This is a genomic window from Pediococcus sp. AC40, assembly GCF_030252485.1.
GTDB classification, from domain to species: domain Bacteria; phylum Bacillota; class Bacilli; order Lactobacillales; family Lactobacillaceae; genus Pediococcus; species Pediococcus acidilactici.
On the sequence record NZ_CP127012.1, the window covers coordinates 1,376,077 to 1,393,290 of the forward strand.

Annotated in this window: 13 protein-coding genes; all 13 read right to left on the reverse strand. The window is 43.7% G+C overall.

All coding sequences use genetic code 11. The features are described 5' to 3' along the window. Positions 1–89 precede the first annotated feature (89 nt). Positions 90–683 (reverse strand): XTP/dITP diphosphatase, encoded by a 594-nt coding sequence (locus NL111_RS06800; RefSeq protein WP_002832053.1) that lies wholly within the window; start codon positions 681–683, stop codon positions 90–92. Positions 684–692: 9 nt separating this feature from the next. After that, positions 693–1,490, reverse strand: coding sequence for a glutamate racemase (murI, locus tag NL111_RS06805; protein WP_004166014.1), 798 nt, complete (start codon positions 1,488–1,490; stop codon positions 693–695). Positions 1,491–1,739: 249 nt separating this feature from the next. Then, a complete protein-coding gene (ppsA, locus tag NL111_RS06810) occupies positions 1,740–4,139 on the reverse strand; it encodes a phosphoenolpyruvate synthase (protein WP_133279882.1) in 2,400 nt (799 codons plus the stop codon). 488 nt (positions 4,140–4,627) lie between these two features. After that, positions 4,628–4,939: a thioredoxin gene (trxA, locus tag NL111_RS06815; RefSeq protein ID WP_002832056.1), complete on the reverse strand. Its 312-nt coding sequence runs from the start codon at positions 4,937–4,939 to the stop codon at positions 4,628–4,630. 98 nt (positions 4,940–5,037) lie between these two features. Next, positions 5,038–7,395, reverse strand: coding sequence for an endonuclease MutS2 (locus tag NL111_RS06820; protein ID WP_159208538.1), 2,358 nt, complete (start codon positions 7,393–7,395; stop codon positions 5,038–5,040). 96 nt (positions 7,396–7,491) lie between these two features. Beyond that, positions 7,492–7,773 (reverse strand): DUF1292 domain-containing protein, encoded by a 282-nt coding sequence (locus NL111_RS06825; protein WP_002832058.1) that lies wholly within the window; start codon positions 7,771–7,773, stop codon positions 7,492–7,494. Positions 7,774–7,782: 9 nt separating this feature from the next. Further along, positions 7,783–8,223: a Holliday junction resolvase RuvX gene (ruvX, locus tag NL111_RS06830; protein ID WP_002832059.1), complete on the reverse strand. Its 441-nt coding sequence runs from the start codon at positions 8,221–8,223 to the stop codon at positions 7,783–7,785. Beyond that, positions 8,223–8,504, reverse strand: coding sequence for an IreB family regulatory phosphoprotein (locus NL111_RS06835; protein WP_002832061.1), 282 nt, complete (start codon positions 8,502–8,504; stop codon positions 8,223–8,225). The genes ruvX and NL111_RS06835 overlap by 1 nt, the downstream gene beginning before the upstream one ends. 470 nt (positions 8,505–8,974) lie before the next feature. Continuing rightward, positions 8,975–11,620 (reverse strand): alanine--tRNA ligase, encoded by a 2,646-nt coding sequence (gene alaS, locus NL111_RS06840; RefSeq protein ID WP_002832064.1) that lies wholly within the window; start codon positions 11,618–11,620, stop codon positions 8,975–8,977. Positions 11,621–11,891: 271 nt separating this feature from the next. Beyond that, complete coding sequence (locus NL111_RS06845; RefSeq protein WP_285110078.1) at positions 11,892–13,253, reverse strand: DEAD/DEAH box helicase; 1,362 nt, start codon at positions 13,251–13,253, stop codon at positions 11,892–11,894. Between the two features lie 257 nt (positions 13,254–13,510). Next, positions 13,511–14,446 (reverse strand): DHH family phosphoesterase, encoded by a 936-nt coding sequence (locus NL111_RS06850; RefSeq protein WP_128736937.1) that lies wholly within the window; start codon positions 14,444–14,446, stop codon positions 13,511–13,513. An 80-nt stretch (positions 14,447–14,526) separates the two neighbouring features. Beyond that, positions 14,527–15,651: a DNA polymerase IV gene (gene dinB, locus NL111_RS06855; protein ID WP_002832070.1), complete on the reverse strand. Its 1,125-nt coding sequence runs from the start codon at positions 15,649–15,651 to the stop codon at positions 14,527–14,529. A gap of 21 nt (positions 15,652–15,672) precedes the next feature. Further along, positions 15,673–17,160, reverse strand: coding sequence for a glucose-6-phosphate dehydrogenase (zwf, locus tag NL111_RS06860; RefSeq protein WP_004165423.1), 1,488 nt, complete (start codon positions 17,158–17,160; stop codon positions 15,673–15,675). Between the last annotated feature and the right edge of the window lie 54 nt (positions 17,161–17,214).

Below are 17,214 nucleotides of genomic sequence, written 5' to 3' on the forward strand. Positions count from 1 at the left end.
ATCACCAATTTTCAACAGTAAAATGTACGTTGATATTTATTACCAAAAAAAGCAATCTTTAAGGAAGCCCTTAGAGATTGCTTTTTAAATTACCAGAATTTATCAAACTTAGTTAATAAATCTTGGATGGCTAACGCCCGGTGACTAATTTGATTTTTTTCTTCCCGGGTCATTTGAGCCAACGTCTTTTGCTTTTCTTCAACGTAAAAAAGCGGGTCGTAGCCAAAGCCGTTGTCCCCGCGTGGAACGCTCAGAATCCGACCACGGAGGTTCCCGTTAGCCACTAATTCGGTGCCATCCGGTTTCCGAACCACCACGGTGGTGTGGAAGGTTGCGGTCCGCTTTTCGTCAGGAACCCCACCCAATTCAGTAAGCACTTTGGCGTTATTAGCAGCATCGTTATGGTCCCCAGCATACCGTGCTGAGAAAATTCCGGGGCGGCCGTTAAGTGCATCGATTTCTAACCCAGAATCATCTGCGAGGACCGGTATTCCAATAGTTTTAGCATAACTATCTGCCTTAAGACGCGCATTTTCTTCAAATGTTAAACCATTTTCTTGAACGTCAACATCTTCATCAACATCCTTTAACGACAGAACTTCAATTCCCTTCGCAGTAAAAATCTGTTTAAATTCTTTTAATTTACCTTCATTTTTGGTCGCTATTAAAATTTGATTACTCATTTTAATCTCCTAATCAATTTTTGCTAAATTTACTTGTATATCCGGAGCGAGGAAGCTTTGAGCAATAGTTCGAAAACTTGCAATATTTGCCGTAGCAAAATACTGTTCATCAGGTGTACTAGTGGCTTCTCGTAGAAGACCTTGTCGTTCAAGGACGTCCTTTAATTGCTGAACCGCTGCTACACCTGGATCAACTAGTTTAACCTGGTCGCCTACCGCTGTTTGAATTCCCTTCGCTAAAAGTGGAAAATGGGTGCATCCTAGGACCAATGTATCAATCCCCTGGTTCTTTAATCCGACAAGTTGTTGATCAATCACCTGCAAAGCTTCGGGTGTCGTCAACTGGTTATGTTCCGCCAATTCCACAAATGATTGGCAAGCAACCGGGAAAACCTCTGTTTGTGGTGCTAAAGCTGCTAACGCTGTTGAATACGCTTGTGATTTAATGGTTCCCTCAGTCGCAATTACTCCTATCCGATTGTTACGTGTAGTTGCCACTGCGGCTTGCGCTCCCGGTTGGATAACTCCAATCACTGGAATTGGTAACGTTGTACTTAAAATCTGAAAAGCCGCGTTCGTAGCCGTATTGCACGCAATTACCAACGCTTTAACATCCTTTTTGACCAAGAAATCCGCCATTTGTTGCGAAAACTTGATTACTTCCGCCGTGGGACGTGGCCCGTACGGTACCCGAGCTTCATCCCCAATAAAAACGACTGCTTCGTTAGGCATTAGTTCCTTAGCCGCCTTTACCACGGTTAATCCGCCGACTCCGGAATCCATAAATCCAATTGGACGATTATCCATGTTCTTTACCCCCAGACAAATCAATTACACATTGTCTATAATACTAAATTTTTGATAAAAAAGAAAAAAACGCTCCGTAAGAAACTAAAAAAGCATCAAAATAGCGTATGAGATAAAAGTCGGATAGGTTGTAAGGATTACTAAAAACGACCATTACGCCTAATTTTGGCATAATGATCGCTTTGAGGTTAAGGAAAATAAACTGTTTTTTAGTGTACGTTTATTAATATTATTTAATTTACCCTTTTTCTACCAATCGTAATCGGTAGGGTCTTGAATTCCCCGACCAGTTGCTTTATCTAACATAATCCGTTGTTCAAAGTGGGCCACGTTTCGTTTAGTTTCTTTAACCATATCGGGGTTAACCGAAACGTAATCGATTCCGCTTTGAATTAAGAAGTTGGTGAACTCTGGGAATTCCGATGGTGCTTGCCCACAAATTGAAACCGTCTTACCATCCTTATGGGCAGCCTCAATCAGGTGATGGATTGCACGTTTAACTGCTAAATTCCGCTCGTCAAAGAGCCGTGCAACCGTGTCGTTGTTCCGGTCACATCCTAAAATCAACATTGCTAAATCGTTTGAACCAATTGAGTATCCATCTATGAACTGGTTAAACTGGTCAGCTAAAATAATGTTGGATGGAATTTCTGCCATCATGTAAACTTTAAAGTCTGCACTCCTTACTAACCCTTCGTTTTGCATAATTTCGGTGACCTTCTGCGCTTCGTCAACCGTCCGAACAAATGGAATCATCACGTTCAAATTCTTTAACCCAAATTCATTACGAACCTTCTTGATTGCCGCTAGTTCAAGCTTGAAGGCGTCAACGTATTTCGGATCGTAGTACCGGGAAGCTCCCCGCCACCCCAACAAGTCTGCGGGTTCGTGCGGTTCGTATTTATCGCCGCCCTTTAGTTTCCGATATTCGCTAGACTTGAAATCGGATAACCGGAGTACTACTGGCCGAGGTGCCATTGTCCGGGTTACTTTAGCGATCCCTTCTGCGAGCATGTTAACCACCTTTTCGGGGTGGCCTTGCTCGATTAGGTATAACGGATGCTCGTGAATATAAGTGGTCCAGAGAAATTCTTCACGCATTAAACCAATCCCGTCAGCCGGTAAGCTAGAGTACTTTTCAACTAACTCAGGATCACCAAGGTTCATCATTACTCGGGTAGCGGTTGGTGCAAAGGTCTCAGCCGCTACCATTTGGTTGCCCTCCTGTTGTGCGGATGCGGCTTTCTTTAACATGCTGGCGACTTTGCCATGGTATACCACCCCATTTTTAGCATCGATCGTAACCACGTCTCCCGTCTTAAGGGCGTCGGTGGCAGCCAGATTTTTACTCTTAGTTCCTACGATACATGGAATCTGCATTTCCCGAGAAACAATTGCTGCATGACAGGTCATCCCACCATCGTTAGTAATAATCGCTGTCGCCTTCTTCATCGCTGGAACCCAGTCCGGGGAGGTCATCACCGTTACCAAAACTTCGCCTTGTTTAAATTGGTCAATATCTTTGGGATTGTCAATGACGTGCACTACGCCGCTTGCTAATCCCGGGCTAGCTGGAAGGCCTCGAACTGCAACCTCAGCATCTGCTTCCTTGACCACGTCGACATCTTCTTCATCCGCGTGATCCGCCGCCTTCCGTTGGGACCAAACTGTTTCAGGCCGTGCTTGCACAATCCATAAGCGGTCGGTATTGGCATCCAAAGCAAATTCCATATCCATGTAGCAGCCGTAATGCTCTTCAATTGCCTTCGCATAACCCGCCAACTCAATTACTTGGCTATCTGACAAAACTGGTTGCCCCTGAAGTTCTTCGGGAACCTTTTCTTCCACCGTTCCCCCATCGGCAACTCGGACTAGCTGAATTGGTTGCTTAATAATGTTCTTTTCAACAATTTTCATCGTTTCTTTGTCAATTACAAAATGATCCGGAGTTACTTTCCCTAAAACAACGTATTCGCCAAGCCCATAAATCGCATCGATCACAATTTTAGAGTCGTCTCCATCAGCGACGTTAACCGAGAACATAATCCCCGAAGCTTTAGAAAAGACCATCATTTGAACTGCTGCTGAAAGGGCAACTTTTTCGTGTGGAAAATGCTGTTTATGCCGGTAGTAGGTTGCCCGGTCGGTAAAGAGCGAAGAATAACAAAGTTGAACCCGGTTAACAACGTCGGCACCCCCCTTAATATTTAAGTAAGTTTCTTGCTGGCCAGCAAATGACGCATTAGGTAAATCTTCGGCCGTTGCGGAAGAACGAATCGCAACGAAGGGGGCATCTTGGTCAACTTTTTTGGCCAAATCCGCGTACGCTTGCTCAATGTCCTTTGCCAAATCTGCGGGCATGGTGGCGTTAACAATTAAATTCCGAATTTGTTCGCATACTGAATGCAATTCTTCAGAATTTTCGTAATCCTGAATACTTTCTAGCAACTCGTTAACTTGATCATTTAAACCCGTCTGCTCCATAAAGTACCGGTACGCCCGCGCAGTAGTTGCAAAACCAAACGGCACTGGAACGTCCATCGCCGACGTCATTTCCCCTAATGATGATGATTTACCACCAACCAGGTTTACATCTTCGCGATGCAATTCGTCAAACCACAATACATTTGCATTTTCACGGCTACTCATAAAATTACCTCCTCATCAACAGACACTTAACTTTAATCAAACAATTTTAAACAATCGATGGAAGCGTTTACATTCTACGCCTATATTGTAGTTCATTTCTGCACAAAGTAAAAGAGTTACTGGCAATTTTTTAAATTTAGTATGTTGAATATCAGCGTTTACTAATGCTCGTCAAGGGACGTTAACTCGCATTAATTCAAGGATTTAACCGTTCGAAGCTAGTAAGCAACTGGCGTTGGCATTGTTAATTTATTAAAGTGAAAAACAACACAATTATTTGCTAAACCACCCTAATTATTAGTAGATCTGATTAACTTAATAATCGGGGCCAGTCATCTTAATAAGCCCATTTAACTAAAAAGAGAGTGCGACAAAAGTCGGATAGTTTGCGAACATTAACCAAAAAAACGATTCATGAGGAAGCTTCACCCCATGAACCGTTTTTTTGTTTAGAGACTTTTATCACAGCCCCTTAATCATTCACCTGATTATAGGTATTGATTTAAAATCTTTGCTAACTGTTCTTTAGAATGGTAACCCACGATGGTATCAACTACCGCGCCATCCTTCTTTACCATTAGCGTGGGGATGCTCATAATCCCAAATTTCCGGGCAGTTTCCGGATTTTGGTCAACATCCATCTTCGTAAAGTTAACTTGGTCGCCCATTTCGTCGGCTAATTGTTCCACTACCGGGGACTGCATCCGACATGGACCGCACCAAGTCGCCCAAAAATCGGTCAACGTTACGCCAGTACCAGTTTTTTCTTCAAAATTTGCGTCCGTAATTGCTTCAACCATATTTTTAACCTTCTTTCTCAAAAAGTAACCATGTTGATATAGTAACTATAGCAGTTTTCAACCAAAAATTGAATTATTTTGCTTACGAATAATAAGAATCATCGTAAATGCACGATGGTAGCGCCATTACCTCCCGCATTAGCCGGGGCATACTCAAAACTTTTAATTCGCCGATTTTGTTTTAAATACTTTGTAATGCCGCTTCGTAACGCTCCAGTTCCCTTACCATGGATAATGGTGACTTCGTCATAACCGGCCAACAGTGCCGCGTCAATGTACCGGTCAGTTTCGGTAAGCGCCTCTTCATAGCGTTTTCCGCGAAGATCTAAGCTAGTTTTCACCCCAGCAGATTTGGTCCGGTGAACTACGTTGTGGCTGGCTGGTTTAGTGGTCCGTTCTGGTTTAACCTTTTCTAACTCGTCGGTAGCTACCTTCATTTTCAAAATTCCCATTTGGACTTCCCAATGGTGAGCGTCCACTTGCCGTAATAGCTCACCACGTTGTCCGTAGGTTAACACAATCACTTCATCGTTAACGTGGAGTTTCTGTGCTTCTTTAGCCTTACGGAGCACCTTGTTGCGCTTCAAGTTAGTATCTTGGTGCAAGGCGTTCAGCTTACTCTTAGCTTCAATCAAATCGTTTTCTTTGAAGTTTCCCGCTGATTTTTCTAGACGCCGCAACCGTTTAATAATCTGGTCGGCCTCGCTACGGCTATCGTTAACGATCTGGTTAGCTGATTCTTTGGCACTTTCTAACAAACGGTCCCTTTGTTGACTAAGCCGTTCCACTCCCTTAACCAGGGTATCGTTATACTCTTCAGTTTGTGACAACAAGGTTTGAACCTGCTCATTTAACTTCTGGGCCCGTTTTTGCCGGGTAGTTAAATCCTTAATCATGTTATTCAAATCTTGACTATCTTGGTCTACCAACCCTCGTGCTTGAGTAATGATGTCCTCGTCTAAGCCTAAGCGCCGTGAGATTTCAAAAGCATTACTCTGTCCAGGAATTCCCAGCAATAGCTTGTATGTGGGTTGCAACGTGTCTACGTCAAATTCCATGCTGGCGTTAATCGTTCCTGAGCGTTCGTACCCATACGTTTTCAGTTCTGGATAATGGGTGGTGGTAATCGAAACCGCCCCCCTTTGACGTACCCGGTCTAAAATCGCGATTGCTAAAGCCGCTCCTTCTTTAGGATCGGTTCCTGCCCCTAATTCGTCGAAAAGCGCTAACGAACGTTCGTTAAGGTGCTCTAAAATATGAATGGTGTTATCCATGTGCGACGAAAAGGTACTTAAATTCTGTTCGATGGATTGTTCGTCACCAATGTCAGCAAAAATCTCTTCAAAAACTCGCACCGTACTATTCTCGTTGGCTGGAATAAACATTCCCGATTGGGCCATTAGTTGGAGCAAGCCCACGGTTTTTAAAGTGATGGTCTTCCCACCAGTATTTGGTCCGGTAATTACTAAGGTGGAGTACTCCCCACCCAGTCTGATGTCGTTAGGAACCACCTTTTTCGGATCGATTAAGGGGTGTCGGGCCTGTCGCAAATTAATCCGGTTATTCGTTGAAATCTGTGGCTCCGTAGCCTTTAACTTATGCGCGTATTGCGCCTTAGCGTTAAGCAAGTCAAGGTGACCAAGCACCTTGCTATTATCTTTTAACGTGTCCGCGTATGGAGCAATCAACGCACTGAGTTCTTGCAAAATTCGCTGCTCTTCGTGTACCTCAGCAACCTGTTCTTGCCGAAGCTGATTATTTAAATCAACCACCGCTTCGGGTTCCACATAGAGGGTTTGCCCCGAAGAACTTTGGTCATGCACCACCCCGCCAAAACGGGACCGGGAATCGGCTCGAACCGGAATTACGTACCGCTCGCTTCGAATCGTGACAATGGGTTCACTTAGGTACTTTGCTTGACTTCCCCGGGTAAACTTTTCCATTCGCTGCCGAATTTCGCCTTCCACCCGCGTAATTGCGGCCCGAATCCGGCGCAACTCACTTGATGCGGAGTTTAATAAATGTCCATTTCCTTCGATTGAACTATTTAACCGTTCTTCAATTTCTGGAATCGTTTCTAACTGATTCACCACGCCGTTCAAGGTTTCCACCGTTACTTCCGTATCTGGTAAATCCGCAAAGAAATTAATTACTTCCCGGGTTGCTCGCAACACTCGCCCAATTTGCGCAATTTCGCGACCGTTGAGGGTAGCATCAATTTTTAAACGTTGTAATGGTTCGTCAATATCTTCTAAACGCGGAATGGGAATCCCACTTTTTACCCGGTAAATGTTAACCGCGTCTAGAGTTTCTTTAAGGGCGTTTTGCACTTTGGCGGAATCCGTCATTGGAACTAACTGGCGAAGCTCCTTGGCCCCGTTTTCGGTTGCAATGAACTGTTTAACCGCATTTTTCACTTTTTCATATTCTAAAACTTCTAAAATTTTACTGTTCATCATAATCTCATTTCATTTCAAATCAAAAACGGCCCGTTTGGTGGTCAGACATTGTATCTGCACACCAAACCGCGGCCGTTACTTGGATTATAAAACTTAGTCTTGGTCACCTAAGAAGGTATTTAAGACTTCTTCAACCATATCCCACTCTTCATCAGATTCGATTGGGATTAATTCACCTTCGCCTAAATCGTGATTTTCATCAGGTTCAAAGGCGTAAGCTTGAATATCCACTTCTTCATCATTTTCTGCTTCAGCCGGATAAAGTAGGACGTACGAACGACCATAGTCCTCTGAATCAAACGTAAACAATACGTTATATAGTTCTTCGTTGCCGTGTTCGTCTACTAGGGTAATTTTTTGTTCTTCGTTATCCATTGCGTGCCCTCACTTTAATTTATCGATTAATTTACCGTGACCATTGAGGTAGTTCTCTAAAATCAAACTAGCTGCTAATTTATCAATTACTTTCTTGCGCTTGGAGCGCGAAGTATCCGCTTGTTCAATCAACATACGTTCTGCTTCCACAGTGGTCAAACGCTCGTCTTGAAAATCAATTGGTAACCCAAACGTTTCCGTTAGTAGTTTACCATAATTACGCGCAGCTTCCACCCGGGGGCCCTCGGTATTATTCATATTTTTGGGTAAGCCAATTACAAAACCGGCCACCTCATACTGGCTGACTAACTCTTTAACTCGACTAATGCCGAATTCGCCCTCGTCCTCGTTAATTGGAATAATTTCTACTCCTTGAGCTGTCCAACCTAACTGATCACTTACCGCAATTCCCACGGTTCGTGAACCAACGTCCATTCCCATTAACCGCATTAATTCTTATCCTTCTTGCCACCAGCAACTTGATCTGCTAAATAGTATCTTACTAATTCTTCAATAATTTCGTCTCTTTGATGCTTACGGATTAAGTTCCGCGCATCGTTTAACCGCGGGATGTAAGCTGGATCACCAGAAATCAAATATCCCACGATTTGATCAATTGGGTTATAACCCTTTTCTTCAAGAGCATCGTATACGGTCTTTAACGTTCCCCGAACATCATTTGGCTTATTATCGCCAAAATCGAAGAACATGGTTTCATCAAGTTTTCCCACTGTTAGCACCCCTCTTCACATACTATGATTAATTTTACTTGATTAACCGCAAAATCACAATAAAAGGGCCCGCTCGTAACTGAAGTGTAATATTCAACTGCTAATTTAGGGGCCTTTTTCGGGAAATGTATCTTTTTTGGCGCATAAAAATGGCGCTCATAAATTTCCTAACGTCACTTTTGAGCTCGACGAACCAATTAACTAGTGACCAAATTAAAAAAATTGAGAGTGGGACAAAAGTCGGGTAGTTTGTGAGCAAAAATTGACCATGATACCTAAATTTGGCATCATGGTCAATTTTTGGTTAAGCGGAATATACTGACTTTTGGCACCCGTTTTGGCTCTATTGAAGTCAAACCACCAAAACAACTTTTTAAGGACCTTTTCATCCTTGAAAAGCATTTTTTTATTTTTTCCACCCTCAACCCTTTTAGTTATGTTGCAAATTTTACTACTAGTAGGGTTTAAAATTATTTACCTTGGGTCTCTAGCCATTCGCTAGCAGCTTTCAACGCTTCGTTAATTTTTTCTGGCGCAGAACCACCGGCTTGGGCCATGTTTGGACGGCCGCCACCGCCACCGTTAACCTTCGGTGCGATTGCTTTGATCAAATCGCCAGCCTTCAAGCCTTCCTTTACGAGCGGATCCTTTACGGCAGCAATTAAATTAGCCTTTTCACCAATCTTAGCACCTAAGACCAATACGTCAGATTGGTCCTTAGTTTTCCAATCGTCCGCCATTTGCCGCAATTGATCCATGCCGGAAACCTGCACTTCGGCAGTAATTAACCGAATTCCGTTGATTTCTTGTACTTGATCGTAGATGTTGGCAACTTCAGCTTGAGCAATCTTAGCTTCAAGTTGGTTAATCGTTTGGTTCAAATCCTTAACTTGAGCTTGTAACTGTTCAACTTTTGCAGGAACATCCTTCATTTGAGTACTCTTCAGCAATCCCGCTGCCTTTTGTAAAAGCGCTTCTTCCCCGTTTAAGAACTCTAGTGCCGCTTGGGAAGTAACGGCTTCGATCCGCCGGACTCCAGCTCCCACACCAGATTCAGAGACAATCTTGAATAAACCAATTTCATTAGTGTTCTTTACGTGGGTACCACCACAGAATTCTCTTGAGTAATCACCAACGCTAACTACCCGAACCTTTTTACCATATTTGTCATCAAACAGGGCAATTGCACCCATTTTCTTTCCGGTTTCTAGGTCCGTTTCGACGGTAGTTACTGGAATTTCATCGTAGATTTTATCGTTAATAATTTCTTCAACTTTTTGCAAATCTTCGTCAGTAACCTGTCCAAAATGGGTAAAGTCAAACCGTAAGTAGCCTGGTTCAACTAAGGAACCGGCTTGGTGAGTGTGTTCCCCTAAAACATCCCGGAGCGCTTGGTCAAGCAAGTGGGTCGCGGTATGGTTCTTTTCCACCTTCAAATGGAAAGCCCGGTCCACAATGAGGGTAAACGATTCACCGGCGTGCATTTCTCGTTTAGCCTTGATGGTGTGCAAGTTTTGTCCGTTAGGAGCGTGTTGCACATCCACAACTTCGGCTACCACGTTGCCATCAGCGTCCTCGATTACCCCTTGGTCAGCTACTTGACCACCCATTTCCGCATAGAATGGGGTTACGTCAAATAGTACGCGAGCTTCCCCCGGATTTACCGTATCGGTCAGCTGATCGTCTTGGATAATATCTTTAAGCACTGCAGCATCTACTTTCAAGGTGTCGTAGCCAACGTATTCACTTGGCGTCTTCAAGTCCGTTAATAGGTCGGATTGCACGCCCATTGACTTAGCGTTAGAACGTGCTGAACGAGCCCGTTCCTTTTGTTTTTGCATTTCGTCCGCAAAACCAGCTTCGTCAATTTCCATTCCTTGGTCTTCCGCGTATTCCTTCGCTAATTCCAATGGGAATCCGTAGGTATCGAATAACCGGAAAGCATCCTTACCAGAGATTACCTTAGAATGGTCCGCTTTGGTGTCAGCAATGATTGAATTTAATAATTCTAAGCCATCCGTTAAGGTTTCGTTAAAGCGGTCTTCCTCTGACTTGATTACTTTTTCAATGTAATCCTTGTCCGCAAGTACCTCCGGATAGTAGTCTTCCATAATTTTGCCGACTACTGGCACCATTTGATATAAGAATGGCTTATTAATGTTCAACTTCTTACCATGCATAACTGCCCGCCGGAGTAAGCGCCGAATTACGTATCCGCGACCTTCGTTAGATGGAATGGCACCGTCCCCAATTGCAAATGTAATTGCCCGCGCATGGTCAGCAATCACCTTGAAGGAAACGTCGTCATTTTTATCAACGCCATATTTCTTACCACTGAGCTTTTCTACTTCGTGAATAATTGGCAAGAAGAGGTCCGTTTCAAAGTTAGTTGGTGCATCTTGGAATACGGAAACCACCCGTTCTAAGCCCATCCCCGTATCAATGTTTTTATGTGGGAGTGGTTCGTAAGTTCCGTCCGGCTTATGGTTAAATTGAGAAAAGACAATGTTCCAGATTTCCAACCAGCGTTCATTTTCTCCACCAGGGTAGTTTTCTGGGTCATCATCGGCAAGGTTATTGAACTCCTCACCGCGATCGTAGAAGATTTCAGAATCGGGACCACTAGGACCTTCCCCAATATCCCAGAAGTTATCTTCCGCTTCCACAATATGGCTTGGATCTACGCCAGTTTCTAACCAGATCTTCTTTGCTTCCTCATCCTTCGGGTAAACCGTCACGTAAAGCTTTTCCGGATCCATGTCAAACCATTCTTTAGAAGTTAAAAGTTCCCACGCCCAGTGGATGGCCTCTTCTTTAAAGTAGTCGCCCACCGAAAAGTTTCCTAACATTTCAAAAAGCGTGTGGTGCCGCGCAGTGTGGCCAACGTTTTCAATATCGTTAGTCCGGATACTCTTTTGTGAACTAGTTAGCCGGGGAACTTCGGGAACTACGCTACCATCAAAGTATTTTTTCATTGTGGCAACTCCGGAGTTAACCCATAACAAAGTGGGGTCGTCCTTTGGAATTAGCGACGCACTGGGTTCCACCACGTGGCCCTTGCTTTTGAAGAAATCTAGATACATGCGTCGAATTTCGCTACTTGATTTTCTTTCCATTTTTTCCTCCTAAAATAAAAAACACCGTTGCTTGTAAAATAAAGACGCCGAAACGCGGTACCACTTTACTTGCAACGATGTTTAGATCGTATACCTCTTGAGTCTCATTAACGCTGAGCAGACGATTCATTATTAATCGGGTAGCACAACCGCGGCGCTTCGTTCTTTACACCAGCCAGAACGTCTCTACACTAAGCGTTGCACGGTTACATATCCCTAATGATTCTAAATATCACAGCTAATTATAGAAAACCAAATTAAGATTGTCAATTTATCTTCGCTTCGAACGCGATTGCCGCATTTTAGCTTTCTTAGCCTCACGAACTGCTTGATGCTGTTCCATCCGCCGGTCGCGAATTGCCTTTTCAGAGATTGCCTTTTTAATGCGCCGTTTATAACCTGGTTTAACTTTCTTCTTTTTCTTTTTAACTAACCCGACCAAGGTAGGGTCCAGTTTTTTCTGACTTAACCGCCGAGTCTGTCGCCGTTGCCGATCGTAAGTATCCACTAGTTCGTGGTTACGTAATTGTTGGGGAATAAACTTAACCCCCATTTTTTCAACTTCTGCCACTTCGGCTTCTTCGTTAGGCATGTATAACGTAATGGCCGTCCCTGGTAAACCATTTCGGCCAGTCCGACCTACCCGGTGAATGAAGAATTCTAAATCAGTTGGGATATCGTCGTTAATTACTAGCGAGACCCCTTCGATATCAATTCCCCGCGCCGCTAAATCAGTTGCCACCACGTATTGGTAACGTAAGCGGTGGATGTCTTTCATGATTCGTTTCCGCTCCCGAGGCGGAATTCCACCGTGAATTTTAGCCACCGGTAGTCCTTGCGACTTAAGGTAGTTAGTTAATTCGTCCGCCCGTTCCTTTGTATTAGTAAATACTAAGGCTAAGTACGGTTCCCCCATCGTCAACAACTGGTAAATCAAGTTGTTTTTATCCTGACTCTTGGTAGAAATCAAAATATTTTTAATCGTGGGACTAATCGTAGTCGCCACCGGAATTTCTTCAATTGCCGGGTGCTTCATGTATTTTTGTAAAAAGACGTTTAATTGCTGTGGAATCGTAGCGGAAAAGACCAACATCTGTAGATTTTCGGGCATGCTTGCTGCAATTTGGTCAACGGCGCTTAAAAATCCCATGTCCAAAGTCATATCCGCTTCGTCAATTACCAGATATTGAACTTGCCTGAAATTAAGTGCCCGAGCTTGAAGTAAATCAAGCACCCGGCCCGGAGTTCCAATGACAATTGCTGGTTGGCGGTGTTCTAATTTAGCAATCTGCCGTTTTTTGTCAGTTCCCCCAACGTAATTGCCAATTTCAATTGGGGTTTCTGAAGCAGTGGCCAATTGCTTAGCCGCCTCATAAATTTGGTAAGCTAACTCCCGACTAGGCGTGGTGATTACCGCTTGAATCGCGTTTTTGGCCGGGTCGATTTGATTAAAAATCGGTAGCAAAAACGCGTGGGTTTTCCCGCTTCCGGTTTGGGATTGGCCCACTACGCTTTGGCCTTCCGCAATTAGCGGGATGACACGCTCTTGGACCGGAGTCGGTTTCACAAAACCAATTTGATCCAAAGCCTGCATGAGAAATGGTTTTAGATTAAACTTTTGAAATTCGTTCATACTAGCTCCTTACTATTTATTGCAGAAAGCGGTAAGTGCTCGGGCATCCTTATAGAAGGTGCGCTTAAGTCAGGTATTTTTTGAACGTTAACGTAAAATCGGCCATCATGCCTGAATCTGGCATAACAGCCGATTTTGAATTAAGCCACACTAACTAACTTGTGGCATACGTTTTGGTTTTACTAAAGCCCACAAACTAAAAATTTACTTTTGGCGTTCACCAAAGATATCCAAGTTTTCTACCGCTTTACAAACTTTTAAACTAATTCTTCTAATTCTTTAACGATTTGAGTAACCTCATCACGATCCGCCGCTTTTGCACCACTGGCGAGCGGGTGGCCGCCCCCGTGGTGCCGCTTAGCTAATTCGTTGATAACCGGGCCCTTCGAACGTAACCGCACCCGGAAGGAGTGGTCATCTTGTTCAACAAAGATTGCCCAGCATTGAACTTGCGCGATGTGTCCAGGTAACGGCACAATTCCCGCCGTTCCGGCGTCTTTCAAGTCGAATTTTTCCAAGATTTCCTTGGTTAGCACCAAGTGGGCCGCCCCTCGTTCACTAATCGTGAGATGGTCATAAAGGTAGGCTGACAAATGGGCAACCGAAACCGGAATTTCGTCTAGGATTTGATTAATTTTAACCATATCAAAACCGGTCGCCATTAAGCCAGCCACCACTTCATGAGTGTGGGCACTCGTTGCTGAATACATAAAGCGCCCCGTATCACCAACAATTCCGGCATATAGATCACTAGCAGCATCTTGGGGCAATACTAGCTCTGACTTAAACTGATTGTAAAAATCATAGACTAGCTCCGAGCTACTGGAGGCAGCTTCTTTCACCCACATTAAGTCCCCAAAAGGTTCATCATTAGGATGGTGGTCAATTTTGATTAAATAGGCACCTTGATCGAACCGCCGATCATCGATTCGGGGAGCATTCGCCGTATCAATGACGATTACCAAAGCGTCATCAAAAAAATCATTGTCAACGTCGTCCATTTGCCCTAGCCAACTTAACCCATCAATCTGCTTTCCCACGACCTTGATTTGTTTGTGGGGAAAGGATGCTTGCAAAATCTTTGCTAGCCCAACCTGTGACCCGATTGCATCCGGATCCGGACGCTGGTGCCGATGAATCACAATCCGGTTGTACTTTTTAATTTGTGCTAAAATTTTTTCCTGTGTATCCATTTTTAACCTCATTCACTATATCTCAACTAAGCCGCGCCCGGCTCAATCTGTTTACTCGCGTGTTTAAGCATACCATAAAATCAGTCCTCATGCTTAAACAGCGGTAAAGAAACTTCTTGGAAACTCTGATCAGAAAGATTTGTAATGGTGATTCCCAGCAAACGAATTCCACGCGAAAAATCCGCAATTTCGTCAAAAATCTGCTTAGCATAAAAGTAGTAAGTCTCACTATCGGTAGGTAAAAATTCCGGACGAGTGATTCGCTTAGTAAGGGTTTCAAAATCACTATACCGTAATTTTAAGACTAATGTTTTACCATGCTTTTGTCGCTTGGTAACCGCTTGAGCTAGTTTTTTGGCAATTAAGTGAAGCCGTTGGTCGACTTCGTTTTCCGTCACCAACGGTTTGCCGTAGGTTTCTTCCTTACCGATTGATTTTCGTTCGCGCTGGTAAGCAACCGGACGGTCGTCTTGTCCGCGCACCCTTCGATAAAGTGTGTACCCAAATTTACCGAAATGGTGAATCAAATCGTTTTCGCTCAGTTTTAATAAATCCGCGCCTTTAAACACACCCAATTCGTGCATTTTAGGGATCGTCTTCTTGCCGACTCCCCGAAACTGTTCAATAGGCATTTCTTTTAAAAACGCTCCGACGTCATCTTTTTCAATAATTGCCACCCCGACTGGTTTAGCATATTCAGACGCCATTTTTGCCAAAAATTTATTATAAGAAATTCCGGTAGAACAGGTCAGCTGAGTATGGTTAAAAATTCGCTTTTGAATTTCATGGGCAATCAGTACCGCATCTTGCATCCCTTTCTTATCATCGGTTACGTCAAGGTAAGCTTCATCGAGGGCGACCGTTTCAATTTTATCGGTAAATTCGTGGAAAATATGGTGAATTTGGTCCGACACCGCCCGATATTTTTCAAAATCAGGAGTTTTAAAAACCGCCTGGGGACATAGTTCTAACGCTTTAGCAGCTGGCATTGCAGAATGAACTCCTGACTGACGGGCAACGTAATTAGCCGTTGCCACCACCCCGTGACCGCCAGTCTTTCGGGGATCTCGTGCCACCACTAGCGGTTTAGTACGAAATTCTGGATGATCACGCATTTCAATTGAAGCGTAGAAAGCGTCCATGTCAACATGAATAATTTTTCGAGAATCATCAATTATTAGCGGCGTTGACACCTGGTTTGCCAAAACGGTCACCTCCCACCTTGGCTATTTTTGGGGGTTAAAAATCCATTGCCGGCCGTCCCGATCTAATAAGTCATCCGCAGCTTGGGGGCCCATGCTGCCACTTGCGTAATTAGGGAAATCAGGAGTTTCAGCATCCCAAACCTGACGAATAACATCCACGATTTGCCAAGCTTTACGAACTTCGTGCCAGTGGGCAAAGTTAGTTTTATTACCCATTAAGGCGTCCCGGATTAAACTTTCGTATGCGTCCGGGGTTTTAGCCTTTTCTGAAGCTGACTTCCGGTAGCGTAAGTGCACTGGTGAAAGTTGGTAACCTTGATTACCCTTCTTAGTATTGAATTGCAGCGTAAATCCTTGGTCAGGTTCAATATGCAAGGTCAACACGTTGGTTTCTAGTTTTTGGTTAGGGTCGCTATTGAAAATATTCTGGTCGTCATTTTTAAAGACCACGTTAATTTGCGTTGACTTCTTTGCCAACCGCTTCCCCGTCCGTACGTAAATTGGCACCCCATCTAAAGAAGGATTGTGGGTAATTAATTTTCCAGCTACAAAGGTTTCAATGCTAGAATCATCCGCCGTTCCTTCTTCTTCACGGTAGGCTAATTGGGTATGCGCAGCATCTTCACCATATTGACCACGGACAAAGTTCTGCGCAGCTTCTTCCTTACTGTACGTTTGGATATTTTCTAACGCTTCAATTTTCTTGTCTTGCAAATGTTTGGAATCAAATACTTCCGGCCGTTCCATCGTTAATAGCGACACGATTTGCATGATATGGTTTTGCAGCATATCCCGCATTGCTCCAGCCGTTTCGTAATAACCAGCCCGTTCTTCAACCCCCAGTGATTCTGCTAAGGTGATTTGAATGTTGTCAATATGCTCCTTATTCCATAACGAGTTAAATAAGGCATTTCCAAAGCGAAGTCCCGCAATTGATTGAATCGGTTCCTTACCTAGGTAGTGGTCAATCCGAAAGATTTGTTCTTCGTCAAACGACCCAGAAATTGAATCATTGAGTTCTTTTGCACTTTGATAATCTCGCCCAAACGGCTTTTCAATAATTAACCGGTTAAAACCTGATCCTTCAGTCAAGAGTTTTTGATCCTTTAGATGGCCCGCAATTGTACCAAAGAAACGGGGTGCCATCGCTAAATAAAAAATCCGGTTTCCGTTTAATTGATACTTTTCGTCTAATTGATCAGCGAGATTACGCAAAGCAACGTAATGTTCTGCATCGTCAACGTTGTGGGATTGGTAATAAAAATGGCTAGCAAATTTACGAGGCAGTTCACTGTTCGTCCGCCCCGCGTCTCGGCCAGAATCCTCAATCGCACTCATGACTACTTCATGATAATGATCATTTGACCATGGCCGGCGGGCAGTTCCGATTACGGCAAAGTTTTCTTTTAAATACCCTTTTTCATATAGATTAAAAAGTGCCGGGTATAGCTTCCGGTAAGCTAAGTCCCCTGTACCACCAAAAATAATAAATAATGCCTTTTGCTCCATTTTTGACTCCTCACTTTCAGTCTTCAATGTTTTATATTATGAATCAGTTTGCCT